General features: G+C 39.5%; 33 protein-coding genes. 8 read left to right on the top strand and 25 right to left on the bottom strand.

Features of this window, described 5'->3' with window-relative positions:
• The first annotated feature begins 78 nt into the window (after positions 1-78).
• Positions 79-399: a nuclear transport factor 2 family protein gene (locus TW85_RS05830; RefSeq protein ID WP_157196896.1), complete on the top strand. Its 321-nt coding sequence runs from the start codon at positions 79-81 to the stop codon at positions 397-399.
• A 322-nt stretch (positions 400-721) separates the two neighbouring features.
• On the opposite strand, the gene TW85_RS05825 is transcribed toward TW85_RS05830, so the two are convergent.
• From TW85_RS05825 to TW85_RS05815, 3 genes are all read right to left on the bottom strand, one after another.
• Entirely contained in the window at positions 722-1417 is a 696-nt protein-coding gene (locus tag TW85_RS05825; protein ID WP_046016157.1) for an SDR family NAD(P)-dependent oxidoreductase, read from the bottom strand.
• Positions 1418-1488: 71 nt separating this feature from the next.
• A complete protein-coding gene (locus TW85_RS05820; protein ID WP_084616139.1) occupies positions 1489-2055 on the bottom strand; it encodes a nuclear transport factor 2 family protein in 567 nt (188 codons plus the stop codon).
• Positions 2056-2078: 23 nt separating this feature from the next.
• Positions 2079-3023 (bottom strand): NAD(P)H-dependent oxidoreductase, encoded by a 945-nt coding sequence (locus tag TW85_RS05815; protein WP_046016156.1) that lies wholly within the window; start codon positions 3021-3023, stop codon positions 2079-2081.
• Positions 3024-3155: 132 nt separating this feature from the next.
• Between TW85_RS05815 and TW85_RS05810 the strand changes: the two genes are divergently transcribed.
• Complete coding sequence (locus TW85_RS05810) at positions 3156-4070, top strand: LysR family transcriptional regulator (RefSeq protein WP_046016155.1); 915 nt, start codon at positions 3156-3158, stop codon at positions 4068-4070.
• 342 nt (positions 4071-4412) lie between these two features.
• Positions 4413-5195, top strand: a complete 783-nt coding sequence (locus tag TW85_RS05805) for a transporter substrate-binding domain-containing protein (protein ID WP_052701917.1) — start codon at positions 4413-4415, stop codon at positions 5193-5195.
• A gap of 74 nt (positions 5196-5269) precedes the next feature.
• Here TW85_RS05805 and TW85_RS05800 read toward each other — a convergent pair whose 3' ends face one another.
• The 19 genes from TW85_RS05800 to TW85_RS05720 all read right to left on the bottom strand — a co-directional run bounded on the left by TW85_RS05800 (position 5270) and on the right by TW85_RS05720 (position 18566).
• Complete coding sequence (locus tag TW85_RS05800) at positions 5270-5635, bottom strand: hypothetical protein (RefSeq protein WP_046016154.1); 366 nt, start codon at positions 5633-5635, stop codon at positions 5270-5272.
• A gap of 183 nt (positions 5636-5818) precedes the next feature.
• Positions 5819-6619 carry a transporter substrate-binding domain-containing protein gene (locus TW85_RS05795; protein ID WP_052701914.1) on the bottom strand — a complete coding sequence of 267 codons (801 nt, stop codon included), beginning with the start codon at positions 6617-6619 and terminating at the stop codon, positions 5819-5821.
• A 170-nt stretch (positions 6620-6789) separates the two neighbouring features.
• Positions 6790-7284: a bifunctional 3-hydroxydecanoyl-ACP dehydratase/trans-2-decenoyl-ACP isomerase gene (gene fabA / locus TW85_RS05790; RefSeq protein WP_046016341.1), complete on the bottom strand. Its 495-nt coding sequence runs from the start codon at positions 7282-7284 to the stop codon at positions 6790-6792.
• A gap of 65 nt (positions 7285-7349) precedes the next feature.
• Complete coding sequence (locus TW85_RS25330; protein WP_052701912.1) at positions 7350-8126, bottom strand: helix-turn-helix transcriptional regulator; 777 nt, start codon at positions 8124-8126, stop codon at positions 7350-7352.
• Between the two features lie 13 nt (positions 8127-8139).
• A complete protein-coding gene (locus TW85_RS26450) occupies positions 8140-8313 on the bottom strand; it encodes an ACT domain-containing protein (protein WP_238326176.1) in 174 nt (57 codons plus the stop codon).
• Positions 8310-8537: an ACT domain-containing protein gene (locus TW85_RS26445; RefSeq protein WP_238326170.1), complete on the bottom strand. Its 228-nt coding sequence runs from the start codon at positions 8535-8537 to the stop codon at positions 8310-8312. The genes TW85_RS26450 and TW85_RS26445 overlap by 4 nt, the downstream gene beginning before the upstream one ends.
• A 44-nt stretch (positions 8538-8581) precedes the next feature.
• Positions 8582-9583, bottom strand: a complete 1002-nt coding sequence (locus TW85_RS05775) for a substrate-binding domain-containing protein (protein WP_046016153.1) — start codon at positions 9581-9583, stop codon at positions 8582-8584.
• A 226-nt stretch (positions 9584-9809) separates the two neighbouring features.
• Positions 9810-10688 (bottom strand): ribose ABC transporter substrate-binding protein RbsB, encoded by an 879-nt coding sequence (gene rbsB / locus TW85_RS05770; protein WP_046016152.1) that lies wholly within the window; start codon positions 10686-10688, stop codon positions 9810-9812.
• A gap of 104 nt (positions 10689-10792) precedes the next feature.
• A complete protein-coding gene (rbsC, locus tag TW85_RS05765) occupies positions 10793-11785 on the bottom strand; it encodes a ribose ABC transporter permease (protein ID WP_046016151.1) in 993 nt (330 codons plus the stop codon).
• A complete protein-coding gene (rbsA, locus tag TW85_RS05760) occupies positions 11782-13287 on the bottom strand; it encodes a ribose ABC transporter ATP-binding protein RbsA (RefSeq protein WP_046016150.1) in 1506 nt (501 codons plus the stop codon). Before rbsA ends, rbsC begins: the two co-directional genes overlap by 4 nt.
• A 44-nt stretch (positions 13288-13331) precedes the next feature.
• Positions 13332-13751, bottom strand: a complete 420-nt coding sequence (gene rbsD, locus TW85_RS05755; RefSeq protein ID WP_046016149.1) for a D-ribose pyranase — start codon at positions 13749-13751, stop codon at positions 13332-13334.
• Between the two features lie 286 nt (positions 13752-14037).
• Positions 14038-14553: a ClbS/DfsB family four-helix bundle protein gene (locus tag TW85_RS05750; RefSeq protein ID WP_046016148.1), complete on the bottom strand. Its 516-nt coding sequence runs from the start codon at positions 14551-14553 to the stop codon at positions 14038-14040.
• 127 nt (positions 14554-14680) lie between these two features.
• Positions 14681-15685: a hypothetical protein gene (locus tag TW85_RS05745; protein ID WP_046016147.1), complete on the bottom strand. Its 1005-nt coding sequence runs from the start codon at positions 15683-15685 to the stop codon at positions 14681-14683.
• A 24-nt stretch (positions 15686-15709) separates the two neighbouring features.
• A complete protein-coding gene (locus tag TW85_RS05740; RefSeq protein ID WP_046016146.1) occupies positions 15710-16006 on the bottom strand; it encodes a TfoX/Sxy family DNA transformation protein in 297 nt (98 codons plus the stop codon).
• Between the two features lie 113 nt (positions 16007-16119).
• Positions 16120-16848, bottom strand: a complete 729-nt coding sequence (locus TW85_RS05735) for an START domain-containing protein (protein ID WP_046016145.1) — start codon at positions 16846-16848, stop codon at positions 16120-16122.
• A gap of 53 nt (positions 16849-16901) precedes the next feature.
• Positions 16902-17048, bottom strand: coding sequence for a hypothetical protein (locus tag TW85_RS26140; RefSeq protein ID WP_157196895.1), 147 nt, complete (start codon positions 17046-17048; stop codon positions 16902-16904).
• An 85-nt stretch (positions 17049-17133) separates the two neighbouring features.
• Positions 17134-17343 (bottom strand): DUF3565 domain-containing protein, encoded by a 210-nt coding sequence (locus tag TW85_RS05730; protein ID WP_046016144.1) that lies wholly within the window; start codon positions 17341-17343, stop codon positions 17134-17136.
• A 60-nt stretch (positions 17344-17403) separates the two neighbouring features.
• Positions 17404-18102, bottom strand: a complete 699-nt coding sequence (locus TW85_RS05725) for a 16S rRNA pseudouridine(516) synthase (RefSeq protein WP_046016143.1) — start codon at positions 18100-18102, stop codon at positions 17404-17406.
• Positions 18103-18290: 188 nt separating this feature from the next.
• Complete coding sequence (locus tag TW85_RS05720) at positions 18291-18566, bottom strand: hypothetical protein (RefSeq protein ID WP_046016142.1); 276 nt, start codon at positions 18564-18566, stop codon at positions 18291-18293.
• 263 nt (positions 18567-18829) lie between these two features.
• Here TW85_RS05720 and TW85_RS05715 point away from each other — a divergent pair, with 263 nt between their 5' ends.
• Positions 18830-19282 carry a hypothetical protein gene (locus TW85_RS05715; protein ID WP_046016141.1) on the top strand — a complete coding sequence of 151 codons (453 nt, stop codon included), beginning with the start codon at positions 18830-18832 and terminating at the stop codon, positions 19280-19282.
• 81 nt (positions 19283-19363) lie between these two features.
• Here TW85_RS05715 and TW85_RS05710 read toward each other — a convergent pair whose 3' ends face one another.
• Positions 19364-20269 (bottom strand): LysR family transcriptional regulator, encoded by a 906-nt coding sequence (locus tag TW85_RS05710; protein ID WP_046016140.1) that lies wholly within the window; start codon positions 20267-20269, stop codon positions 19364-19366.
• Between the two features lie 125 nt (positions 20270-20394).
• On the opposite strand from TW85_RS05710, the gene TW85_RS05705 reads away from it, so the two are divergent.
• On the top strand, positions 20395-21303 hold the full coding sequence (locus TW85_RS05705; RefSeq protein WP_046016139.1) for an EamA family transporter: 909 nt from the start codon (positions 20395-20397) through the stop codon (positions 21301-21303).
• Positions 21304-21323: 20 nt separating this feature from the next.
• Here TW85_RS05705 and TW85_RS05700 read toward each other — a convergent pair whose 3' ends face one another.
• Positions 21324-22373: a LysR family transcriptional regulator gene (locus TW85_RS05700; RefSeq protein ID WP_238326169.1), complete on the bottom strand. Its 1050-nt coding sequence runs from the start codon at positions 22371-22373 to the stop codon at positions 21324-21326.
• Positions 22374-22417: 44 nt separating this feature from the next.
• Here TW85_RS05700 and TW85_RS05695 point away from each other — a divergent pair, with 44 nt between their 5' ends.
• A complete protein-coding gene (locus TW85_RS05695) occupies positions 22418-23101 on the top strand; it encodes a type 1 glutamine amidotransferase domain-containing protein (RefSeq protein WP_046016138.1) in 684 nt (227 codons plus the stop codon).
• A 103-nt stretch (positions 23102-23204) separates the two neighbouring features.
• On the opposite strand, the gene TW85_RS05690 is transcribed toward TW85_RS05695, so the two are convergent.
• Complete coding sequence (locus TW85_RS05690; RefSeq protein WP_046016137.1) at positions 23205-23771, bottom strand: dihydrofolate reductase family protein; 567 nt, start codon at positions 23769-23771, stop codon at positions 23205-23207.
• Positions 23772-23949: 178 nt separating this feature from the next.
• Between TW85_RS05690 and TW85_RS05685 the strand changes: the two genes are divergently transcribed.
• Both TW85_RS05685 and TW85_RS05680 read left to right on the top strand, forming a co-directional pair.
• The gene (locus TW85_RS05685; protein WP_046016136.1) at positions 23950-24513 is read left to right on the top strand and encodes a TetR family transcriptional regulator; all 564 of its coding nucleotides are present in this window, start codon (positions 23950-23952) and stop codon (positions 24511-24513) included.
• Between the two features lie 141 nt (positions 24514-24654).
• Positions 24655-24882, top strand: coding sequence for an EF-hand domain-containing protein (locus TW85_RS05680; protein WP_046016135.1), 228 nt, complete (start codon positions 24655-24657; stop codon positions 24880-24882).
• The last annotated feature ends 188 nt before the right edge of the window (positions 24883-25070 follow it).

Raw genomic sequence — 25070 nt, 5'->3', positions numbered from 1 at the left:
TCAATCATTTTTGTAATTACATACTCCGGTTGGGCCCAACAGTCTTTCAAAGACTTCGATGTAAATAGTGAAGTTAGTATGTTATCTGTGCCTGTTCGTTGTTATTTTGACGCCGTTGCCGAAAAAAATGATACAAAGTTACTATCCTGCTTTAACAGACAAGTAACAGTTAATATTGCTGGTATGGTCTTTGAAGGTAAAGACGAAGTACTTAAGTTTGTAAAACGCGATGTTTACGGTGGAAAATACAAAGTAGAAAAAGTTCTAAAAGGTACTGAAACAGATTCTGTTCATTGCCTTTTCTGGCCTATAGGGTGGCCTTTTCCAGAACCAGCAATTGAATACAAATTTAAAATTAAAGAAGGGAAAATTATTAACTGGTCTGGACATTATCGCTAAAAAGCGATTACGAAACCATCATTGCAGAGATATCTTATGCAGTCAGCCGAAAGGCTGACTGTGAATTAAGCAGTTATTATTCACAACCCTACAATTAATTGAAGGCTTACCTAAATACAGTACATAAATGTAGGCGTAAATTACAAAAATAGCCCTCATACTAATTAACTTTATTACCAAGTCTCAATATTATTCTTGTCAAAAAGTACACCATATACTTTGAGAAACAGTGTTAATTTAAAAATTCTTTATCCTAGCTAAGATAAAGTAATTAAAAATTCAAATATGAAATTTTCTATAGATAAAACCTTCAAGCAAATAGCTACCAATTGATAGGCTTTTTATCACGAAAAATCTTCCCACTCGGACCATCTTCATTTAATGTCGCCAACCAAATAACGGTTTCTGCTGCTTGCTCAGGTGGCTTTGTTGCGGCATTGCTCCCCATACGCGTTCTCACCCACCCTGGACACATTGCATTTATTTTAACAACAGAGGAATAATTTTGAGCTGCAACTTTAGTTATCGCATTCAATGTCGCTTTGCTAATAGAATAAGCTGTTGGACCACATAGACCCTCATAAAAAGTTCCCCACCCTGAAGATACATTTACAATACGTCCATAGCCCCTTTGGGACATATTATTTGCGAAGAATTGAATAAGTTCATATACAGATAAAGCATTCACCTGCATAGAATACATAAGATCAGATGTACTAAGTGTCGAGAAATTACGCTCTTCACAAACACCAGCATTATTCACAAGAATGTCTATTTGTGGAAAATTCGCATCAATTTTACGGATTTGCTTAGCTAGTATTTTAGGGGTTGAGAGCTCTATCTGAACGACTGAAACATCTCCTTTTATGTCTCTGGATACTTGTAAACCTTCTTCAATATCACGACAAGCAAGGATAACTTTATACCCCTTACTAGCAAGCGATTGGACTATTGCCCTACCAATACCTCGATTACCACCTGTAACTAAAGCTGTTTTTTGGTTATTTGTATTCTTCATAGCTTACCTTGATAAGGTAGTAGCCTTTTATTAACTCTTTCGAAGGTAATTAATAAAAGGCTACATTATATTTACTTTATTGATTCAGCAAATTTATTGAAAAACATGTCTGATTCATAAAGATCACCTGAGAAATTCTGCACACGCTTAATCTTGCCGTTCTCAATCTGATAAAGAAGGATCCAATTTAAATCAACGCTATCTTTAGCTTTTGTACTCCAACCACGATGAGCATCGATAACATAAGTATCATTGGCAGCAAGTATCATTACCTCTGCAGCAAAACCGGCTTCACCCAATTGGTTAAAGAAAGCTACGAATTCATCAATACCACGCTTGGTTCCTGCAAGTTGATGTCTCCCCGGAATATGCCACTCTACATCATCGGCTACAAACTCTCTTAATCCATCCGTATCGCCTTTACCATAAGCCCCAAAAAAGCCTTGAACGACTTGTAATGCGGCGCTATTTTCAGATCCGGATGCTACTGGATTAGCTGGCTTTGGCCATAAAGCAGGGTTATTAATTTCAACAGTATTCTGCACTGCTTTAGGGTTCGTAAAGCTTGTATTTCCTGCGTTCGCTGTAACAGAAAGTATACCAGCGAGTAATAAGACATGAGTTAATACATTTTTCATAGTGAGACCTCTTTTAGTCAAATTTATACAGCTATCACCTGATAACTATGAATAGTAAAAGAACCTGCTTCATTCACAGATACTTTCCAGTTTTCATTTACTAGCTGATTAATGCTCTCACCGTTTTTCAGCTCTCCTTTTACACGTATACGCAGTTCGGCATCATACTTTGAACCGTCAGCAGGTTTTAAAGATACCTGCTCAATGAGGTGCGTTACGCTAGGTTTAAACGTGTTCAACAGCGATCTGTACCAATCGTTAAATCCAGCAGTACCTTTAAAGATCTCTCCAAACGAATTTAGCTCAAAATCTTCAGATAAATATTCAAGGAAATAGTCGTTCACATCTGGCAACTCATCAAACCTGTAAAACCATTGTTTAACAAATAATTCAAATTTAGCTTCAATCGAGTTTGCTAATAGGTTTATTTGACTTAATAAGCGATCAGCATGATTTCTAGCACGTTCTTCAACTTCTTCTTGAGTGTTATATATACCTGGGATGTAAACCATACGGTGTGAATAAACCGGAGGCTGATAAACCATTCCTGATAAATAGCATAATTGCTGCAGAGGATATGCAAGTTGTTCAATGGTAAAGTGATTATAGCCAAGCGGATCATAAGAGCTTTCTGGTCCACCAATAGTGAAAGAAAGAATAAACTGTTTATTCTTTAACTTGTCTCCTTCTGGACCATATGCAAAGTTAAAAGCAAAAACATCATCAATCCACTTTTTAAGAAGTGCTGGCACTGAATACCAATAATATGGGTACTGTAAAACCACAATATCAGCTTTAAGCAGAGCATTTTGTTCAGCTTCAATATCAATATTGAAGTCCTGATAGAGTTCATCCAAACGACGAATATCAATGCTTTCAGCACTTTGATTTAGTTGCTGTAAAATAACTTTATTTGTCCAAGATTCATCTAAATTAGGGTGACCAGAAATTACGACTACGTTGCTCATATATACTCCAATGTTGAACCTTGTCTTAGTGAACAATTCTATTCTAAGTTCTATTATGTTAATTTCTAGATGACAAAAAGCTAATGGACTGTTAGTTTTTTCCTAACATTAATAAACATTTAAGGAGGGGAAATGAAAGGCGCGGGGGCAAGCTATAATCAAATAGTAATATTTCATACGATTGCAAATGAAGGAAGTATCAGAGGTGCAGCTCGTAAACTTGAAATGGCAGCACCTTCTATAAGTCAGTCTCTGAAATTATTGGAGAACAAACTTGGCCTTCCTCTATTTAGACGCTCTACTCGTCAAATGAGTCTCACAGAAGCAGGGAAGTACTTACTGGAAAGCACTACAGAAGCAATAGCTACGCTTGATTATGCTCTTGAAGGTGTACATGATTTAAGTAGCGCACCCTCTGGCAAAGTTAGTATGACAGTTCCAAGATTTGTTTATCAAAGCATTATACGTCCAATTTTTCCTAAGTTTTGTCAGCAATTTCCAGATATTGAACTTGAAATATCTATATCAGAAGCCTCTGTAAATATTATCAAAGAAGGAATTGATATTGGGATTAGATTTGGAGATCGAATTGAAGAAGGATTAGTTGCAAGGAAACTCACACCTCCCTTTAAAGAGGCCCTTTTCGCCTCACCTGCCTATTTAAAAAGATACGGAAAACCTCAATCACTTAAGGATTTGGAAAAGCATAAACTTATTCAATACAGATTTGGCACTTCAAACAGGCTTGCGCCTACTCTACTAGAACAAAATGGCAGCACAGTTACGATTGAAATGGCCAGTGCAATGATAGTTAATGATACTGATATTATTATTGACGCAGCACTTGAGAATGTAGGAATTGGACGTTTTCTGGCACCTTTAGTAGAAAAACATTTCGAACAAGGAACATTGATCCCATTTCTTCGCCCCTACTGGCATGAATATCCAGGCTTATACCTCTATTTCTCTCAAAATAGTCAAAAAGCAAAAAGAATACGTGTTCTTGTTGATTTTCTTATCGAGAACACAGAGCTTAACGAAATTTAAAAGTTAGATTGTTACCTTCTAACATTAAGCATGAAAATTATCATCTGCTCAACACATAATATTTCTCACTTAATATAAGGGCTCAATTGGCTACAAATAGCTTAAAGATTCAGCTTATACGCACAATGACTTTCAAAAGACTAGATGGTTTATGACTCCCACTCTGCCAAGCTATCCCGTTTAAAAGTATTTATGGAATGGTTAAAAGCAGAGATATCTTAGTCAAAATCAAACCGAATTTAGCACTAAATGCGTTAAATTTGACGGAAAATTTACAATGAGACACGTTAGAATAATAAAGACAGCAGAAAAATAATTAAAAACGTTAGAAAGAATGTCTTTATGAATTTTGAAAAACTAGCCAAAAAAACACTTTCAAGTATCACCTTAGCAACCACCCTTTTCACTATTAGCGCAACATCTTTAGCAGAGACAAATGAAGTACGCGTTTGCTCATTACAACTGCCTCCTCAAACCATGCTAAATAATGAAGGCGAGCCAGATGGTTTTGCCGTGCGCATTCTTCAAGGCGTATCCAAGCAATTAAATTGGAAGCTAACCTTTATATACAGCCCTTGGATGCGAGTAGTCAGTCATGCAAAAAGTGGTAAGTGCGACCTAATGATGACAGTACTGGATAAAGGAGATTATTCTGAATATATGACCTTTCCTAAGTCCTATATTATTAATCAAAAAAATGTCTTGGTTAAAGCTAAGGGTAAGAAGATACAATATTCGGGAGACTTAGAAGCATTCATGCGTAAGCACGACATTGCCCTTTATCGTGACAAACGAGTGGATGACAAATTTGAGTATTACCGCAAACAGCCTTGGGCGAAACTTGAAGAGGTAAATCAAATAGAACAGGCAATCAAAATGCTTTTAGCAAACCGCATAGATGCCTATATCGAGAATGATTTAACATCAGCATATAAATTAAGAGAGCTTGGTTTGTTAGATCAAGTTGAGGTGCTCTCACCTCCGTTAAATACTACGCCAGCCTATATCACCTTTCCCCATGCAGGAAATCTAGTTAACCAAGTTGATAAATACGATAACGCGATAGAAGCTTATAAAAAAACATCAGAATATAAAGCGCTAGAGAAGCATTATTTAGGTAATTAAATTGCTGGGCTATTCTTAGAAAGCGCCATTATTAATAGCGCTTTCTAATCCACTTAACGATAGCTTTACCACAATTAATAAAGCTCACCTTCCTCCCCAGTGACTATGCCACCAAGCGCCTCGGCCACAGTTTTAATCAATGGAATATCTTGGGTATCGGGATTACCAATCGTAATTTTCAGCTCACCCGTTCTTCTATTAACTATAGGAGAAAAATACAATCCATTCTGAGCAACGGCTGCATTTGGTGTATTGATCGATATTACTTCGCCCGTATTTGGATTGGTCATCACAGCCTTATCTTGTCGAGTAAGAGCTGCACTGTTAGCAACATATTCATCCCATTGTGCTAATGTTTTATTTGTTTCCGTAATACGAAGTTCGTAAGCCATTAGCGTACCTGCATTAAATAAAAGTGTGAGTAATAATAGAAACTTCATAAGCGTCCATTCTTGCTTTTGATAAGAGCAGAAATAATAAAGCCTTTATTAAACATTAAATAGCCTTCTCACATCTTCTTTTTCTAATATTGGTATCAAGTCGAATAGAGTTCGAACTAATCCATTTACCAAATAGAAAATGGGAACGAGGCACATTGGTGAGTTGAAAAAGGCGCTATTTTACTAAGGCTGCTGAATATACTTTTGGATGATGAGGTCTATGTCGCCGTTTAGCTTCATATCTTCGATGATTTGATTAAACTCTTTAATAAAGGCCTGTTTGAAAGGGTACTTTCCTTCATTCACATTGGTAAAACCTAGGTAACTTTCTTCGTAAGAAACCATTTTCCCTGAATCGATATTTTCCAGTGCATTATAATGGGAAAAGCGTGTTTTAATTCTTTCTAACTCTGTTTCAATGGCTAGCTGATCGTTAACGTAACAATCTATTCTGCCTGTTCCTACCATTAATAAGTTTTGTTCTGCGCGTAGTGATTCCGACATATATATTTTTTTGTTTTTTACGGCATCTAAAAATGCGTCACCACCTAATAAGTAACCACTGCTCTGCCCTATGGTTAAACCAAAATAGTCTTCTGGCCATCTTTTTCGATTGAATGAATCAACACTTTTGTTACAAACCAAGATGGTTTTTTCGGTGAAGATAGGTGCTGAGTAAGGCTCGATATAAGGACGTCGATTTGGGTAATAATAAGGTGGAAAAAGCGCAAATGCTTTACCTGTGTTGAGCAGATTTAAGCCTCTCTCCCAAGGGACGGCAACCAAATCTACATGGTAATCATCCATTTTATCAAAGGCTTGCGTCAGCACATCGATATAAACACCTTTAAAGACACCATTTTCTTCCCATGAATAAGGGCGGTATGAAGCATCACCATAGATGGTAACTGTGTGTTCTTGCGTGGCGAGAGTCACTAAACTAAAGCTGAGGAGTAAGCCGGTAATTATAATTTTTCTTATCATTAACAACTCAATTTATAATGGATTAATGAATACTGTTCATCGTCTCTTATTCTTTGATCCTATCAGTAATTAAAAGGTGAACCAATACTCATTAAGCTGTATCCACCCTTTAAATTCGATTTAACTAATATAATATTGATATTCAAAAGTTGTTAGCTGAGATAATAAAACTAAAGAGGCTTTAATAACCCTACTTTTAAATCGGTTGCTTGATAAATCACTTGCCCATTAAGCAATACCACTCCATCTGCAATTCCCATGGCTAAAGGCTTTTTAATGATTCGTTTAATATCCAATTGATACTGTATTTCTTTTGCATCTGGATAAATTTGCCCGCTAAATTTCACTTTCCCAACGCCTAAAGCCCGCCCTTTTCCTGGCAGGCCTGACCAACCTAAAAACACACCTAATAATTGCCAAAGCGCATCGAGACCTAAACATCCGGGCATCACAGGGTCACCTTTAAAGTGACAAGCAAAAAACCAATGCTCAGGCATTATTTTAAACTTGGCACTTAGATAACCTCGATTAAAACGCCCTCCTTCTTTGCTGAGTTGGTCAATCTCATCAATCATCAACATTTGATCACTGGGAAGCTGAGCATTGCCTTTGCCAAAATAATCCCCCTGTGAAAGAGCTAATACTGCTTCGTTAGAAAATGTCATATCTGCCTCCGTTAAAAAAGGCAGCATATAACTTTGTTCTCTTTATGGATTGTAAAAATCGGACATTAACTAAAATCGAAAGATGACTGCATTTTACCCAAGTGCTTTTTCACACTTTTTATAAAATGGGCTTGGTCAAAGTAACCAAGCTCTAATGCCGTATCTATTGGGGATTGAGAGACATTCGCCAAATCACGCCATGCGGCCTGTAAGCGAATAACTTGTGAAAATGATTTTGTACTTAGCCCAGTATGCTGTAAAAACTGACGATTAAGATGACGGCTACTCCAACCAATTTGATCTGAAACCTGCTGTATTTTGCTAGTTCCCTTGCTTTGAAGAATAAGAGATAAGGCGTGATCAAGTTGGTTTGGGCTCACTGGAATAAAACGTTTTAATAGCCAAGTCTCACAAACACTTACCCGATTAGAGAAATCATCTTGCAGATAAATCTCTTCTTGTAAGCCATGAAATTGCTGGCTAGAAATGAAAGCCGTATCAACCAATTGGTTTTGTATCTCAGCAAGGTCTAAGCAAAAGAAAGACCTTAAAGCCGCTGGATAAAACCACACACCAAAGTAATCACCAGGTTCGAGTAGTTGCATATTCTGGGCATGATCAAATGCCCCTCCAACTAATACACCCGCATTTGAAAAGTAGAGAGCTTGAGTGCCGTCAGGCATGACAGGGTATGGCGAAGCCTGCGTCACACTGATTTGTAAATAACGATAAACTACTTGGTTTAGAGGGTAGCTAGAGGGTGCCATCTTTAATCTAAAGCCCTGCTTAGCGAGCCCTTGCGGGCTTAAGCTAGGCTGAAATGGCTGATAGATACCACTCATATTCTGTTAGCAATTAAGCTTGAAAGCTTTTTAACGCCTGCAACGCTGCGTCTGCTTTCTCTTTTTGAACAAAGATATGATCATGGTAATAAGCGGCAATCACATTGGCACTAATGTCATGTTCGGCAAGTTTAGTGGCAACGGCGGCGGTGAGTCCAACCGCATCTAAGCTTGAATGGACAGTCAGTGTGATACAGCTAAAAACAGATTCGTAAGCAAGCTGTGAGTATCCGCCATGGCCTGTTCTAGCACTAGGGTGAGGCCCTCTTCTTCCATAAAGGTGGCGATAGGTTTCATGTTGAGGCTGCTAGCAAGGTCAGTATTTTGAACAGTACAAAAAACATAGTCTTGCTCTAATACATTAGGTTGCATGCTTGAGAGTAAGGTATCGAGATTCGTTTCACCTGACATAATAACGCCTCATTTCATAGGTTTACGATGGATTCTAACTAGGTTTAAAGACTTTTCACACTGTCTCGTTCGACCAAACATGGTTCAAGCTCAACTATTTGATTATTATCCGAGTTAGTCTCAATTTTTTTCAGCAACATGTCTACTGCTTGTTTGCCTAAGTCGTATTTAGGCTGATGTATAGTCGTCAATGAAGGCGTGATATATTTAGCAAGGTTAATGTCATCGTAGCCCATGATAGATAGATCATCAGGTACGCGAATGCCCTTCTTGCTGGCCGCGTTAATCACACTCATGGCCATCATGTCGTTGCATACAAATAAAGCGCTGGGCAATGGCCCTTTCTCATAGATTTCTAAGAAGGCTTTTTCGCCCCCTTCGCAAGCAAAATCACCGGTTGCAATCCAATCTTGATTGACGGTTAACTTGGCTTCTTCCATGGCTTCTAAATAACCAGAATAGCGCTGCATGGCAGTTTGTTTGTCTAGCACACCTGTGATGCAGCCAATGTCTTTATGGCCTTTTTCGATAAGATATTGAGTGGCTAAATAACCCCCATGGTGGGAATTATCTTGAATTTTGTCGCAAGGAAAATCGGTTGGCCCCCAATCCATTACCACGGTTGGTATGGGTTTGTGATGGGAGAAAAGCGAAAAGCCTTCGGTGTTTACTTCGCTACACATGAGCAAAAGTCCATCGACACGCTTTTGAAGCAGCGTATCTAGGTTGGCGTTCATGCGGTTAATATCATCTTCTGTGTTACACAAGATAAGGTTGTAGCCTTGTTCGTAACAGCGTCTTTCAACGCCTTTTAATACTTCACTAAAAAAAGGGTTAGCTGAGGTGGTCACTAGCATACCGAATGTCTTGGTATTATTGACTTTGAGGCTGCGGGCTAAAGCCGATGGGGCGTAACGAAGATCTTCTACTGAAGCTAATACTCGCTTAGATACATCTTCACTGACATAGCGGGTTTTATTAAGTACATGACTGACTGTTGAGGTGGATACACCAGCATGCTTTGCTACATCTTTTATTGTCGCCATTGATTAACCTTATTTAAAACATCTTGAGGGCTCTGAATTCTTTTGGCGCTTTTCATCCAATTAAACCAGTATACCCAGTTTCTTCAAACTTATTGTAGTTTGCAGAATAAAAGTACCGAATATCAAAAAGATAGTCACTATTTAAGCGATATCTATTACACAATTAACACATAAAAAAAGGGCTTTATAATGAAAGCCCCTTTCTCATTACTAATCCGTTAAATGCTTATTTCGCAATAATTTTTAACGGTACTGCGATGTTCTTAGCAACCGTTTCTTGTTTAAGAATTTTATCTGCTGTTGCTACACCCAAAGAGCCAATTAGACCAGGCTGTTGAGCAACCGTTGCGGCTAGTAGTCCACGTTTAACCGCAGCAATACCATCATCAGTGCCATCAAAACCAACAATCATCACATCTTTACCAGAGGCTTTAATTGCACGTAGCGCGCCTAATGCCATTTCGTCATTTTGAGCGAAAACAGCTTCAACATTCGGGTTAGCCGCAAGTAGGTTTTCCATAACATCTAGGCCTTTTGCTCTGTCGAAATCAGCAGGCTGACTAGCGAGCAGGTTCATCTTGCTTGAATCAACTGCTTGCATGAAGCCTTGGCCACGTTCACGAGCAGCAGAGGTACCTGCAATACCTTCTAGTTGTAACACTTTAACGTTAGCACCTAGTTTGTCGGCAATGTATTTACCTGCCATTGCGCCACCCGCAACATTATCAGATGCGATGTGGCTGACAACATCACCACGGGTCGCACCGCGGTCCAAAGTCAGTACAGGAATATCAGAACGATTCGCGATACGAATAGCATTCGATACCGCATCAGAATCGGTTGGGTTAATTAGAATAGCTTTAACACCTCGAACTGTTAGATCTTCTACGTTTGCTAGCTCTTTACTTGGATCATTTTGAGAGTCCAAAACAATCAGTTTATAACCTAGTTTAGCGGCTTCGATTTCTGCGCCACCTTTCATAGCGACAAAGAAGGGGTTATTTAATGTCGAGACAACCATTGCCAAGGTGTCTTGTGCTAATACCGTTGAGCTGACTGAGGCAGACACCAAAACAGCAGATACCATGCTTACTAACTTTTTCATTCTATTTACCTTTTTTAGAGTTATGAGAAGGTGCTAATAAGGCACCTTCCTTGGTTCTGCCACCTATTCCTTCATTCAGATAAATGCGGCAGGGTGACGATGAGTTACTTGTTTTTGTTGTCTACCAGCACGGCCAGCAGAATCACGACAGCTTTTGCTATCATTTGATAATAGGAAGACACATCTAAGAGATTTAACGCATTATTCAAGAAGCCTATGATGAGCGCCCCTATGAGAGTGCCCATAATGCGGCCCTTACCACCTGCTAGGCTGGTACCACCAAGAACTACGGCGGCAATCGCATCTAGTTCGTAGCCCATACCTGCTGTTGGTTGAGCCGAAGACAGCCTTGAGGTCACGATGAGCCCAGCCAAAGCAGCTAGCAAACCACAAATGGCGTAAACTCCAATTTTGACTCTATCCACATTTATGCCGGATAAACGGGTGGCGGATTCACTGCCCCCGACCGCATAAACATAACGACCAAAACGAGTGTGATTAAGCAGATACCAGACGCTGGCGAACACAAACACCATGAGCCAGACAGGTACAGGAATACCAAAAAGATAGCCAGTTCCGATGAGAGAGAAGGTGTCGGAAACATCAGTAAAGCCAGTCGAAATAGGACGTCCATCGGTGTAAACCATGGTGACACCACGAAGTAATGTCATCCCGACTAAGGTGGCGATAAATGCCTGCACCTTACCTTTGGAAATGATAATGCCACTTGCCGCACCTAAGGCCGCCCCTGCAATCAGGGCAATAGGCACAGCAAACATGACAGGGACTTCTAAGCCGATCAGAGTCGCGGCAAACGCACCACATAAAGCCAAAATAGAACCCACACTTAAGTCGATTCCTGCGGTGAGAATCACCAGCGTCATGCCCACAGCAATGATGGCGTTGACAGAGGTTTGTCTCAAAATATTGAGAATATTCCCCATGGTAAAGAAGTTAGGATTCAAAAAAGAAACGATAACTATCAGTAAGATAAGCGCAATAAGCGACTTCTGCTCGATTAACCAAGCCTTACTGAATAGGTTTGTTTTACCTAATGACTCATTGGTCACAGATGCTGGCTTATTCAATAAGCTCATTGGGTTACCTCACTATATTGACGACCTACAGCACAGGCCATTAGCTTTTCTTGATTTGCATCCGCTGCGTTAAACTCACCACTCACACGCCCTTCATGCATAACGAGAATACGATCACTCATTCCCAGCACTTCTGGCATTTCAGAGGAGACCAAAATAATGCTCATTCCTTTCGCTTTAAATTGGTTAATCAGTTGATAGATTTCTTTCTTGGCGCCAACATCTACGCCACGGGTTGGCTCATCTAAAATAAGCACTTTTGGATCTGTCATCAGACCTTTGGCAATCGCTACTTTTTGCTGATTACCGCCAGACAAGTTACCGATGATTTGATTTTGACTTGGGGTTTTCACATTGAATAAACGGATAAACTCCGCCACAGAGGAAGCTTCTTCTTGATGCTTAAGCTGTAAGCCTTTGGAAAGGTCTGACAAAGAACATAAAGACATATTCTCTTTTACCGATAAACCAAGCACGAGACCATCACCTTTTCTGTCTTCTGAGATATATGCAATACCCGAATCCAGTGCTTTTTTAGGTGTGTTAGCATTCACTAACTTACTATCTAAAAGTACCTCACCAGAATCCCTTTTTAGGGCACCATAAATGACTTTCATTAATTCGGTACGGCCTGCTCCCATGAGCCCGCAGACACCTAAAATTTCACCTTGATTAAGGCGAAAGCTCACGTCTTTTACACCCTCTGCACAAAGGTTTTTTACCTCTAAAGAAGGCTTACCCTCTTGTACACCAATACGTGGATAAAGCTCGTCTAGACGACGACCTACCATTTTTTCTATTAGGCTTTCTTCGTCTATATCCGCAACTGGATGTTCAGCGATAAACTTACCGTCTCTTAATACGGTAATGTCATCACAAATTTCAAAGATTTCTTTTAGACGGTGAGAAATGTAGACCACACCACAGCCTTCTTGGCGTAGCTCTTTTATGACTTCAAATAGCGATGCTGTTTCTGTATCTGTCAGCGCATCTGTTGGCTCATCCATGATAATAACTTGAGATTTGAACGACAGCGCTTTGGCTATTTCAACCATTTGCTGCTCGCCTAGACTCAAATTGCCTAGCCTTTCGCGGGCACTATGCTTTACGTTCAATCTTTGTAAAAGTGCATCGGCTTCTTGGTACATCTTGTTCCAGCTAATGGCACCAAAGACATTGGTCTTTTCACGCCCAAGAAAGATGTTTTCAGCGATGGTTAGCTCAGGCAGAAGGTTGAGTTCTTGGTGAATAATGCTAATGCCGCTGAGCTGTGAGTGGCGAGGGTCATTAAAACGAACCTGCTTTCCTTGATATTCAATCCCACCTTTGTCCATTTGATAAATCCCCGTCAGCACCTTCATCAAGGTCGACTTGCCAGCACCGTTTTCCCCTAATAAAGCCATGACTTTACCCGGATAAACATTCAAATAAGCACCATCTAGAGCTTTTACCCCAGGGAAGGATTTTTCAATTTTATTGAGGGTTAAAATTGCTTGTTTCATATCAATTCTTATTATTTGTTTTGATAAATTCGATTAAAGAGAAACTAGAAAACGACGCCAGCTTGTAAAATCACATTAGCGTAAGGAGTGAACTCCCCCGTTCTGATAACTGCTTCACTTTGTGCGCTTCTAATTTTGAAATGCTCATGGGACACGTATTTCAGGGAGATCTTTTTATCTATCAGCGCTTCCTCTTCTTTAATCAGATCGAGTAGTGCTTGATGCAATTCTGGACTTTCAACCATGAACTCTTCGGCTAAAATTACGCCTTCTAATTGCATTTCACTCAAAGTCGCTTTAACACTGCTAATAAAATCTGGCACACCAGGAATTAAGGCTAAATCGATACGTTTGCTATCACTTAAAATTGGTAAACCAGCATCACAAATAGTGATCTCTTGCTGATGGCCTAGTTTGGCGATCAGGTGTGATATTTCCGCATTAATCAGTGCACTCTTTTTCATCTATCCGGCCTAACCCTGTTTAAAAAAACCGCTTTGCTCTTGGGGAACAAAGCGTAAAGTATCTCTCATTTTGCATCGTCGAAACGTTTGCGCAATCGTTTCGATAAATCGAAATATAAGTTAATTTTTTCTTAAATGCACCTTAAAGTTGCAATATTTTTACAAGAAAGTAGAAAAAAAATTGTAGAAACTAAATAAAAAAAGAAAGGAGTAAACCGTTAAATAACTAAAGAGTTTTTTATTTAGTTATTTAAAAACAATAAGATATGAACTTTATTTCAAAAAACTAAGGGAGGTTGTGAGTTTTAATAAAACGCCTTACTTTGGTGCGCATACTTTTCATGGGGGAAGAGGTATTAAATTGAATCATGCGCCCTTGGCTCCAATCATTATACCAACCCGCTTGATACAAGATTTCAGCATCACTTGCTTTAATAAGAGAAAGCACTTGTTGGGTAACAGACTCAAACTCCTGCAACAGATCATCGTATTGCCAGTCCTGATAAGTGTGATAAAAATGCTGTGCAAGCTCACCTAATTGATTCCAAGCAAAACCTATCGCAGGGAAATCGACTTCTTGATTATCGGCTTTGAGTTGATGCCAATTTAATACTAATCGCCCCCAACCAATAAGGTAAGCCAAGCTATCTGACACACTAATCAAACCGGCTTTATGGCCAGACTCAACACCCAAGGTTCGGCTCAACTCTGCAGGCACTCTTTGATAATCTTTAAATATCTTATCGAAAGCGGTTTCTATCGCTAATTCGAGTTCTGTTTTGTTCTTAGGGACTGAAGACATCTTGCCATCCTGTATGCGAGTAAACGTCCTTATTAGGGCCTTTGAGCTTGGGTTTGAATCTAGTGCTAGCTTAACGCTAAAACTCAAACCTAACTAGCAGCCCCTATTGCCAAATGTCACAAAGCGTTTATGAATTAGGGATAACAGGCACATAATTTTTTACTTGCTCAGGCAAGCGAGCAACGACCCCAGCACGAGCCTTTTGCCAAAGTGCAGATAAAAGCAATAAAGCAGCCCCTATGATAAAGCCAGTCAGGGCAAGGTCATAACTCACATCGCCATATACTTTTAACACGTCGAAAATAGCATAAATCACATAAACCAAAGAAGACACCATGAAAGCACGTCTATCGACAATAAGAGAAATGAGAGTCATCAATACATAAAGGCTAACGATAATTAGCATGCTTGTGAGGCTTTCGTTTCCTTGTGAAATACCAAGACCCGTAAAGACAGGATGGATAATAAGAGGAGCAGAAAGTAGGTGTAACCAAAATGCGACATCTGACTTATGAGTCACTCTGCGTCTGTCTCTTGCATCCCAGAACATGGCTAAAGCAAAAGCAACAAAACCACAGGCAAATAACAAAGCGAGGATGAAGTCTTGCGCTACTTGATAATTTAGTAAAAGCTTGACCACAACATAAATGATAAAACCCCCAGTCGCTGCGGCAATGGTAATCGGCACACGAAAGCGCAACCAATGGCCATAAGTTAATGCTCCTGCAAGACATGCAGATATCATGGATGCTTGGTTAAAACTTAAATAGCTGAAGAAGTGCATACTGGCAAAATACACACCACTGACAAAGGAGAGCAATAAAACAATCGCAGGAAGTGCCATCTTACGCTTACGCACAAAGAACTCAGCCAAGCCCCAAGCGATAACAGAGAAAATCACATAACTTAGGGCTTTGCTTTGTAAATCCACCACCCAAAGTGACGAGCTCAAAAGTAGAACACAGGCAATCACAACAAAGATGTCATTAAAGCCCCCTACTAACCGAAAGTTTTCGTTATCCTCTTGGGCACTCTCTTTTCTTGCCGCCACATCGGACTTAAATTTATCGACCGCCTCCTGGGTAAAAGTCCCTTGCGTCACCGCATCGTTTAAGTCTTTATTCGTGTACATAGTGAGTCTCTTAGTATTTTTAATCTATTTTGGCGCTAGGCCCATGTCATCTAAACGCATGAGTATTTCTGATTTTTGTGTACGAGCCACCTCTTGCCAATGCAGATCTTCTCTTGCACCAATGATGGCATAAATTGAATTAAGACCAGTGCCTTTGACTTCACGTTTTAGCCTAGCGTAAAGCTCAAAGGGTTCTGCATTCATGAAGTCTTCAACGCTATGTATATCGACTTTGGCAAAAATCTCTTCACTTTTTGGTCCAAACCCTTTTAGGTCTCTAATTCTTTTATTTGAAGGTTTTAATGTATTGGAAGAAGGCATGTTTGAATACTTTGTAATAGGTAAATTGTTTGTAATTAAAATGCGTCAGGCTTATTAAAACTTAGGTTAAGAAAACCTTTAATGCCTTATCGCTAGAATCTAGCGCTTTATTATTACTTTTCTCTAATCCAAGGGATAGGCATTTGCTGCCAAGGGGATGTGCTGAGTTGTTTATCCATGGCATTTAGCGTGTTCCACATGGACCTTAAAGAAACTTTATTCGCTAACCATAAAGGCACGCTGCCACCGGGGTCCGCAATGATCGTATGTTGAATCTGTATCTCCTTAGATGAAATAGGAGAAAGTAACCAATGGGCTTTAATCAGTTTTATGCGAATAATATTTAATGGGTTGTCGACTTCGTGACTAGCATCTTGTACCGCAAGCTCTACCGAGAGATCAGGATTTTGCCAATAACGTGAACGAATCACCATTTCTCTTTCCGACACAGGCCAAATACGTTTAAAACGAGTCACAAAGAGGTTCTCTGTATCTGATACTTGTTCTATCAAATAGGCCTCTTTGGCATTATCTAGCCAATTAGGGATAAGTGGGTAATCTTGTAAAAATAATAAGAAGCCGGACAGGCTAGAAGGTAAACGAGCTTGTGCCTGTATTTCGATTAAACCTGTCTTTTTATAAGGCCGAAATGAAAGGTTTAACTTGTCAGTCTCTTTCCATAGGGTCCATGGAGTATCTTCAACCTTTTGAGATGCGGCTTCAGCGGCTAGCAAACTGGAACTAATAACAGGGGAAAGCAAGATTGTTAGTCCCAAAATAAAGGGTTTAAAACACCTACTCCCCATCATATTTAACAAGGTATTTTTTATTTTTGCTTTCAATATTTAATACCTCGTGTTGTTAGATGAATTAGCCTTAAGCACATTATTAAACGTTAGCTTTTATCCGTTTGAATTTGTTTGAGCATGGTTTTGAGCCCTTCAATGTCTTGCTCTAATTTAGCAATATCCGCTTTGCTTTTATGTGCATAAGCAAAGGCAACTAGCCCGAAAAAAAAACCAAGTATTCCCATACTCTCCATATAACTCTCCTCATTCCTTGAAACGTCATTAATAAAAAAGTACAAAGTTAAACGAGTCTACCGCTTATCTCACTCGATTAATAAGTTAACCTAACTCATCCTTTGGTGCACCAAGGTCACACTTTTTACAGTTAAGCTCAAAACCCAGCATACTGTCTCGCCCTTCTTGCGTTATCACCCAAGGTCGATTAGTAAAAGGCGGTTTATGGCGTACATGCTGAAAGTGGCCACACGCTAATACAGCAACCCAATCCGCCTCTTCATCTTGATGGTAAGCCTTTATACCTTGTTTCACGCTTATTCTTCTCCTTTAACTCCTGACTTCAGATAATAAGTAGGACCCTAACATTATGTTTTAAGTTTCATTTGTTTTAAAACTATCAATTTCTGCTTGGGTTAAATAACGCCACTGACCTTCTTCAAGGTCTAATTCAAGAGAGCCTATTCTCTGTCTGTGTAGCTGAATAACACGGTTACCCACTGCGGCGAACATACGTTTAACCTGATGAAACTTCCCTTGAGTGATACCCAATGTGACATTCTTTTCATCGATAAAGGATAGCTTGGCAGGTAAGGTTAACTCAGCCTCTCCTTGAAGCTTAATCCCTTGTTGAAACCTCTCAATTGCACTTTCTGCAAGAGGCTGGGATAAAGCGACTCTATACTCTTTCACGCAGTCTTTCTCTGGCCTTGTGATATTAAAAGACCAATGCCCATCATCCGTAATCAAGACCATACCTGTGGTATCAGCATCTAAACGGCCAACAATATGAAGCTCTTCTTTATGATCTGTTTCTAGAAAGTTAAAAAGAGAGGGATAAACCTCATCCAAATTTGAGCAAATGGTATTGGCAGGTTTATGCATGAGAATATAGCGAAACGGACGTAAGTTAAGCGCTATTTGGTTAAGGCTAACCTGATTATTCTGGTGTACTTGAGACTTAATGTCGGTCACTACTTTATGATTTACTTGCACCAACCCTTGTTCGATAAAAGCATGTGATTCGGCTTTGGTTAATTCGGTACTTTTACAAACAAATTTATCAAGGCGCATGGAGAATCTCTGGTGGGCAGGTCATAGGTAGGTTTAACCATTAAACATTAGGGTAAGAGTAGATAACAAAGCTGTTTTATCTTGAAATAGCTATTATCAAGAGAAAGCCATTATCCAAAGATCTCTTCGGCAAGCAAGAAGGCTCGTCTCTTTTCATTCACAGCCTCGATTCCACTATTTAGACTTAGCTAGGTCATTTTATTGAGCAGCTTGAGTTTGTTCTCTTCGGCTTTGCGCTTAGGCCCCATTTCTTGATAACTTTTCATGACTTTAATACGACAGGCTTTATGGCTCGCTTTGGACTTTTCCCAACATTTATTTTCACTTCCCTGTAAACAAAAGTCTAAATATGAAACAGCAAGCTTTTTACATTTTTCAAAGTCATGTTTGGTCGGAGAAGCAACTAATGCGGTGCTTAAACTGGCTATAGCGAAATAAATCAAACATGCTTTTAATCGTCTCATTACTTGCCTCTGCCAGTTTAGTGTTTCGGGTCTGATAACAACTCATTCTAGTTGAATAACCAGTCTGGCTGATAAAGACTGAATTACAGCCTCTTCCCTGAGCATATCAAGCTTTGCCTTCCATCACCTCTCTTATCTATCTCTAAGGTTAATCGTCAGCCAAAAGCACGAAAGCTCAATAACAAGAGAGCATTAATTATTTGACAACACATAGTTGCATACGCAACAATTGTATTAGCAACTTAATTATTATAGGTATTAAGATGAAAAAATTACTCCCACTCATTCATAAAGTTTCTGGTTTAATCGCCTTTATCTTGATTGCTTCTTTTTTTGTTAGCTCGCTTTTTGTCGATAAAACGGCTGTTATCAGTGTTAAAAGCAACATTTTTGCTTCGATTTGGTTACTTATTCCATTGATGGCTATCACAGGTATGACGGGAATGAAGATGGCACCCAAGGTCACTTCTGGCCCGATTGGTGCAAAGAAAAAACGCATGCCTTTTGTAGCGTTAAATGGTTTGTTGGTCTTATTGCCGGCGGCGTATTTTCTGAAGGAAATGGCTATTAATGGTGAATTTAATAGTCTTTTTTATACCCTTCAGACTATTGAACTATTAGCAGGTTTTATTAACTTAAGCCTAATGGGTATGAATATTCGTGATGCGATGACCTTAAAAAGAGGTAGAAAGTCACTTTCCTCTAAAAGCTTATAAAGAGTCATAGATAAAAAGCTTTGGATGAATAGCGATTAACCTGAAGAAAGAACAGAAAAGAAAAAAGAAAGGTAATAAGAACTAAAACCTAGCATGTAGAAATTCAATAAAAGTACGGATCTGGACAGGCACAAATTTAGATTGAGCATATTGAGCAACAATATCCCCTTGGTATCTTTCTAAAACCTGCCAATCCGTTAACACAGGAATAAGTGCACCTTTTTCGATTGTTTCTTGAATGGCGAAATCTGGAAACGTTGCAATTCCTAGACCTCTTAATGCTGCATCGCGCCTTACTTGAGTGTGGTTTACCGAAAAGGACTCAGGCACTTGGACTTTGACTCTTTCTCCAGCTTTTTGAAAGCGCCAAATATCATCGCCAGCGACCTCCCCTAGGGTAATACAGTCATGCTGCTTTAAATCATCAGGTGTTTTAGGAATACCATTTTTTGCTAGGTAATCAGGGCTAGCGCACACAATCAGCTTGGTTGTTGATAAGTGTTTAGCCACTAAGCCTTCAATCGGGTGGTGAGTAAAGTGAATAATCACATCGACTTCTTCACTAATTGGATCAATAAAATGATCTACTGCCATTAACTTTACCGTGACTTTAGGATAAGCCTCTGCAAAGTCTAGCGCTATTGGACTAATCACTTGTTTGGCAAAGGCTTTTGGCGCTGCAACACGTAACACACCAGAGACCTCCCCCGCCAAAGACTGAGCAGCATTTGCAGCCAATTTAGCAGAGGCTAACATAGACTGACATTGCTCGAATACTTGCGCTCCTTTCGGGTTAAGTTTTACTTTTCTCGTGGTTCTTTCTAACAGTTTAGTACCAAATGCGGCTTCTAATTTTGCAATAGAACGGCTGATTGAAGAAGGTGCTAAATTCAGCTTTTCACCTGCTTTAGAAAAGCTCTCTTGCTCTACCACAGCGACAAAAACAGCCATTTCAGTTAATAAAGAGATCACCTTATTTATATCCATAGCGCAATTATCCTTTGCATTTTTACCAGATTATCTCTTTGAAGTTATTAATTAAGCTATCTCTTGTCAAACACGATTACCGATTTCCCTCAATTATTGAGGCATCAATCTACCAAGAGGTCTATATGAAAAGCTTAACCATCACTCACCCTATACTCAGACTCTTTGTTAAAGAGGAGCTGCTTTTATTACTGGTCGCCCTATTCTGGGGGACAAGCTATGGGCTTACTAAGTCGGCTTTGTTTTATACCTCTGTGCTTTTATTTATTGCTATCCGTTTCCTTTCAACCCATTTAATTTTGCTCTATGTCACCTTGAAAGACTTTAAAGAAGGCCGAAATAAAGATTGGCCGATAGCTCTACCCACAGGCTTTTTACTCTTAGGTATTTTTTGCTGTGAAGTCTATGGGGTCTCTCTCACTAGCGCAGCCAATGCCGCTTTTTTAATTAGCCTTTCCATCATAATGACAGCGGGCTTAGAAGGTTTTTTATCAAAGCAGAGGATGGATAAAAGACTCTATTTATTAGCCTTGATGAGTCTAGTGGGAGTGATCGCACTCACCCATAAAGAAGGCTTGGATATTACTATGAATCAAGGAGATTGGTTGATTTTAGGAGCGGCGTTTCTTAGAGGGTTAATGGTAATTCTCACTAAGGCTTTATGTCAGAATAAAACGATTACAAACTTAAGCTTAACCTCGATTCAATCTCTTATTGTGGGCTTGGGGGCGTTAGTCTTGGCGTTTATCAGCCTACCGATAGAACAAATACAACTTCCTAAAGATGCCAACTTTTGGATGATAACCCTGTATTTGGTGCTTTTTTGCACTCTCTTCGCTTTTTTCATTCAAAATTATGCTGTGCGTCGAATTTCAGCTACGAAAGTATCACTGCTAATGGGAAGCGAGCCTTTATTTGGTGCCCTGTTCGCCATTATTTTCTTAGGAGAAGGCTTTACCTGGGTACAAGCAATAGGCGGCGCACTGATATTTATAAGTATCAGTTACGCTACTCAAATGAAGACTAAGAGCTAAAACCCTAGCCAGAACGAAAGTTAGTAACTCGCTATTTTCGCCAGATGAGACTTTAAATAATCGAGCAAGAGCCTGAGTTTTTTAGTCTCGCCTGTCCCTGGTGGAAATACCGCATAAAGCTCGATATCAGATAATTTATAAGAGGCTAATACTCGCTCTAGTTTTCCGGCTTTTATTTTAGGGCCAGCATCATACAAGGGAACTCGCCCTATGCCTTGGCCCGCTTCAATAAAGGCGGTACGTGCTGCGGCATTATTAGTGCTAATACTGCCGCTAACCTTGATATCAAAAGTACGGTTCCCTTTAGTTAAACTCACGCTGTTAGCCGCTAATTTGTATACAACCCAGTCGTGCTGAATCAAGTCATCAGGTGTATTAGGGCGCCCTTGTTTATTCAGGTAATCAGGCGCAGCGCATAAACAGTTTTGCAGACTGGCAAGCTTACTTGCCTGCAGACCCGAGTCTGTTAACTCGGCCCCGCGAATCGCCAAATCTATGCCTTGCTTCATAATATTGACTACGTCATCACTCAACATAAGGTCGAGCTTTATTTTTGGGTAAAGATCACGAAAACCGTTTAAAGCAGGCACGATAAGCTGTAAGCCAACATTCACAGGACAGGTGATTTTAAGCAAACCTTCTGGTTCGTCTTTTAGGTTCTCTATCGCTTGATTGGCTTCATGGGCTTGCTGAGCAATAACACGGCATCTTTGATAATAAGCCTCCCCTTCTTGGGTTAAACCAATGGAACGGGTCGAGCGATTCAGAAGTTTCACACCTAGTTGCTGCTCTAACTTTTTAAGGTGATAGCTAACAACTGCTCTGGATAAGGATAAATGCTTGGCGGCACCCACCAGGCTTCCCTGTTCTACAACTTGAGCAAAGACCACCATACTTTTTAGTTGCTCAAATGACACATCCATCACCTTACCTCGCATCTGCACATCTATTAGGGCTTTTATTAAAGAGATTTTATTTAATAGCTCAGGAATTGTATCAATAATTAAACCAATGAAGTCAAATTTACTCTTATTGTTTAACTTAACTCTTAACTCTAAACTGCCTGTCATTCGATATTCATATTTAAATTTTTAACAATTATTAGGGTAGAAACATGACAACTAAATCCGTGCTTATGGTGCTTACTTCTCATTCAGAGCTAGGGAATACAGGAGAGAAAACAGGTTTTTGGGTAGAAGAGTTTGCAGCTCCTTATTACGCTTTTATTGATGCAGGCATTGAAGTCACTTTGGCGTCTCCAGCAGGCGGCCAGCCACCAATTGACCCGAAAAGCGAATTAGCGGATTTTCAAACCGATGCAACTCGCCGTTTTGATGCCGATAGTGACACTCAAGCAAAACTTGCTAATAGCCTAGTATTGGCAAATGTAAAACAAGATGAATTTGATGGTGTTTTCTATCCAGGTGGCCATGGCCCACTATGGGATTTAACCGAAAATATAGACTCTATTCGTTTGTTAGAAAACTTTGTTGCTGCACAAAAACCGATTGCTGCGGTTTGCCATGCCAGCGCTGCTTTTCTAAACCTGAAAGATGCAGAAGGTGAATTCCTAGTAAAAGGCAAAGCCGTAACAGGTTTTAGTAATACAGAAGAAGATGCCGTACAACTAACAGATATCGTGCCTTTCTTATTAGAAGATGAATTGATCAAACGTGGCGCTAACTATCAAAAAACAGATGATTGGAATGTATTCACATTAGAAGACGGTTTGCTTATTACAGGCCAAAACCCTGCAAGTTCTGAACAAGCAGCTGAAAAGCTTATTACTCGTCTTTAGCATTTTAAGTCGTGCTTTAAATAAGTGACAAATTAGTTTCAGGTCCCTGATTAGGCAGCTTTAAGCTGCCTAATACTTGCTATCTATCTTCTTATTTTATCGATTAATTAAGATAATTTACTTGATAAAACTCCTGCACAAAATCATTCGCAAAGGCTTTTACGCTCGTTTTCTCTAACTTTATGTCCTTTTGTATTTTGCCAAATAACGGAATACCTTCGCCTATCAAAACAGGGGCTCGAGTAATCGTCATTTCGTTAATTAAACCTAGTGCAATAAAGTTTTGAATGGTCACACCACCATCTACATAAGCATGTTTAAAGCCCTCAGCACCGAGTTTTTCCATCAAACTTGGGATACCTCCTGAGAAAATTTCGACCCTACCCACTAAGCCTGTAGGCACCTCTTTCAAAGTTTTGCTCAACACAATAATACGGGTGTCACCATAGGGCCATTGCTCTGATGTTAATGCCATTGCATCTATCACTTGCATGCATTTACGTCCCATTATCATGCAGTCAACGCTTGTCATATGCTCTTTAAAACCCATATCCGCGTCTTCTCCTAGATCAGCTTCTGGGTTTCCGGCACTCATCAACCAATCAAGACTACCGTCAGGCTTTGCAATATAACCATCAAGACTAGTCGCAATATAAACGGAGCACTTCATGACACCTTCCTTCAATTAAATATGGAAATTAATATTTTATTTCTACAGTGTAGAATTTATATTTCATTCATGTCAATCTTTACTCAAGAAAATGCCTACTGAAAAAATTTAATAATTAACCCTTGATCTAACATCGCCTATTGATAAGAATGATTCGCCACTTTATAGAAGAGCCAATATGAGTTCAGCACACACGAAACGAGGACGCCCAAGTAAAGGTAGCTCCGGGCTAAATGCACAAAGTATTTTAACTACTGCAAAAACACTCCTTGCACAAACTGGTGCACCGCCTTCAATTCGAAAACTGGCACAAGCTCTCGATGTAGATGCGATGGCAATTTATCACTACTACAAGAATAAAGCGGCGTTATTAGAGGCGATAGCCGTTTCTCTTATCGATGAGATTTACACCCCTAAACAAGATCAAGATTGGCAAGCAGAGCTATTAGAACTCTCTCATAGTTACCTTTCACTCTTAGCCAAATATCCAGGTTTGCTAGACACCTTGTTGCGTATGAACTCTGACAACCCTGCGAAGGTTTTTGCAGAGCGTTTTAACGCCATCCTTTTAACCTTGGAGCTAACAACTGAAAAAGAAAAAAGTGCATTGGATCTCCTTGCAGATTATTTACATGGCTATGCCCTTGCTATGAGCTGCAATCCGGCACTTAAACTAGATAAACAACAACTTTCAGGTCCTATCAACATCATTTGTCTGGGAATAAATTCTGGAGTGAAATAAGCCAAGAAGAATGGCTTAAATTAGGATTTAGGTAGGCTATTCATTAGCATGTATTTGCCCGCGTTCATCTTCCCTTTTTTGTATTTAATAAGCATTCAAAATTAAGCCTATTAACTTAGCTTACACATTAGGGAACCACTTATGACAAACCAAGAAAGAGCCATTGAACTAGCGAATAAACGCCTACTTGTTCGAGATAGTAACAATGACGGTAAAATTTCAAAGCATGAATTAGAAAGCTTCTACTGTAATGATGAAGAGCTTAAGCAGCATTTTACCAGACCCGATTTAATTGCCATGGCGAACCATTATTTTGATAAGTTAGATAAAAACAAAGATGGTTTTATCAGCTTAGAAGAATTGATTTAACACGTAACACCAAGCCATGTGCCTAGGGGGACAGCTTCAATCCTAGGCAATTGGCTCATGCTATTTATTTACATTCTCGCTTTTGGGCAAGCGCGCTTTGTATTCTTCTAACCTAGACTAAATTTAGAATAGCTCAGAGTCTAAACTTATCAGTCAGGATAATTACTCGCTTGCCTCAGAGTTGGATA

Source organism: Marinomonas sp. S3726 (assembly GCF_000967665.1).
Lineage (GTDB): Bacteria > Pseudomonadota > Gammaproteobacteria > Pseudomonadales > Marinomonadaceae > Marinomonas.
Note: the sequence above shows the minus strand (reverse complement) of the source record. Positions and strands in the feature narration are given on the sequence as shown.

Coding starts and splice junctions, on each gene's coding strand:
- TW85_RS05830 (WP_157196896.1), top strand. CDS start 79: ATGTTATCTGTGCCTGTTCGTTGTTATTTTGACGCCGTTGCCGAAAAA.
- TW85_RS05825 (WP_046016157.1), bottom strand. CDS start 1,417: ATGAAGAATACAAATAACCAAAAAACAGCTTTAGTTACAGGTGGTAAT.
- TW85_RS05820 (WP_084616139.1), bottom strand. CDS start 2,055: ATGAAAAATGTATTAACTCATGTCTTATTACTCGCTGGTATACTTTCT.
- TW85_RS05815 (WP_046016156.1), bottom strand. CDS start 3,023: ATGAGCAACGTAGTCGTAATTTCTGGTCACCCTAATTTAGATGAATCT.
- TW85_RS05810 (WP_046016155.1), top strand. CDS start 3,156: ATGAAAGGCGCGGGGGCAAGCTATAATCAAATAGTAATATTTCATACG.
- TW85_RS05805 (WP_052701917.1), top strand. CDS start 4,413: ATGAATTTTGAAAAACTAGCCAAAAAAACACTTTCAAGTATCACCTTA.
- TW85_RS05800 (WP_046016154.1), bottom strand. CDS start 5,635: ATGAAGTTTCTATTATTACTCACACTTTTATTTAATGCAGGTACGCTA.
- TW85_RS05795 (WP_052701914.1), bottom strand. CDS start 6,619: ATGATAAGAAAAATTATAATTACCGGCTTACTCCTCAGCTTTAGTTTA.
- fabA (WP_046016341.1), bottom strand. CDS start 7,284: ATGACATTTTCTAACGAAGCAGTATTAGCTCTTTCACAGGGGGATTAT.
- TW85_RS25330 (WP_052701912.1), bottom strand. CDS start 8,126: ATGAGTGGTATCTATCAGCCATTTCAGCCTAGCTTAAGCCCGCAAGGG.
- TW85_RS26445 (WP_238326170.1), bottom strand. CDS start 8,537: ATGTCAGGTGAAACGAATCTCGATACCTTACTCTCAAGCATGCAACCT.
- TW85_RS05775 (WP_046016153.1), bottom strand. CDS start 9,583: ATGGCGACAATAAAAGATGTAGCAAAGCATGCTGGTGTATCCACCTCA.
- rbsB (WP_046016152.1), bottom strand. CDS start 10,688: ATGAAAAAGTTAGTAAGCATGGTATCTGCTGTTTTGGTGTCTGCCTCA.
- rbsC (WP_046016151.1), bottom strand. CDS start 11,785: ATGAGCTTATTGAATAAGCCAGCATCTGTGACCAATGAGTCATTAGGT.
- rbsA (WP_046016150.1), bottom strand. CDS start 13,287: ATGAAACAAGCAATTTTAACCCTCAATAAAATTGAAAAATCCTTCCCT.
- rbsD (WP_046016149.1), bottom strand. CDS start 13,751: ATGAAAAAGAGTGCACTGATTAATGCGGAAATATCACACCTGATCGCC.
- TW85_RS05750 (WP_046016148.1), bottom strand. CDS start 14,553: ATGTCTTCAGTCCCTAAGAACAAAACAGAACTCGAATTAGCGATAGAA.
- TW85_RS05745 (WP_046016147.1), bottom strand. CDS start 15,685: ATGTACACGAATAAAGACTTAAACGATGCGGTGACGCAAGGGACTTTT.
- TW85_RS05740 (WP_046016146.1), bottom strand. CDS start 16,006: ATGCCTTCTTCCAATACATTAAAACCTTCAAATAAAAGAATTAGAGAC.
- TW85_RS26140 (WP_157196895.1), bottom strand. CDS start 17,048: ATGGAGAGTATGGGAATACTTGGTTTTTTTTTCGGGCTAGTTGCCTTT.
- TW85_RS05725 (WP_046016143.1), bottom strand. CDS start 18,102: ATGCGCCTTGATAAATTTGTTTGTAAAAGTACCGAATTAACCAAAGCC.
- TW85_RS05720 (WP_046016142.1), bottom strand. CDS start 18,566: ATGAGACGATTAAAAGCATGTTTGATTTATTTCGCTATAGCCAGTTTA.
- TW85_RS05715 (WP_046016141.1), top strand. CDS start 18,830: ATGAAAAAATTACTCCCACTCATTCATAAAGTTTCTGGTTTAATCGCC.
- TW85_RS05710 (WP_046016140.1), bottom strand. CDS start 20,269: ATGGATATAAATAAGGTGATCTCTTTATTAACTGAAATGGCTGTTTTT.
- TW85_RS05705 (WP_046016139.1), top strand. CDS start 20,395: ATGAAAAGCTTAACCATCACTCACCCTATACTCAGACTCTTTGTTAAA.
- TW85_RS05700 (WP_238326169.1), bottom strand. CDS start 22,373: ATGACAGGCAGTTTAGAGTTAAGAGTTAAGTTAAACAATAAGAGTAAA.
- TW85_RS05695 (WP_046016138.1), top strand. CDS start 22,418: ATGACAACTAAATCCGTGCTTATGGTGCTTACTTCTCATTCAGAGCTA.
- TW85_RS05690 (WP_046016137.1), bottom strand. CDS start 23,771: ATGAAGTGCTCCGTTTATATTGCGACTAGTCTTGATGGTTATATTGCA.
- TW85_RS05685 (WP_046016136.1), top strand. CDS start 23,950: ATGAGTTCAGCACACACGAAACGAGGACGCCCAAGTAAAGGTAGCTCC.
- TW85_RS05680 (WP_046016135.1), top strand. CDS start 24,655: ATGACAAACCAAGAAAGAGCCATTGAACTAGCGAATAAACGCCTACTT.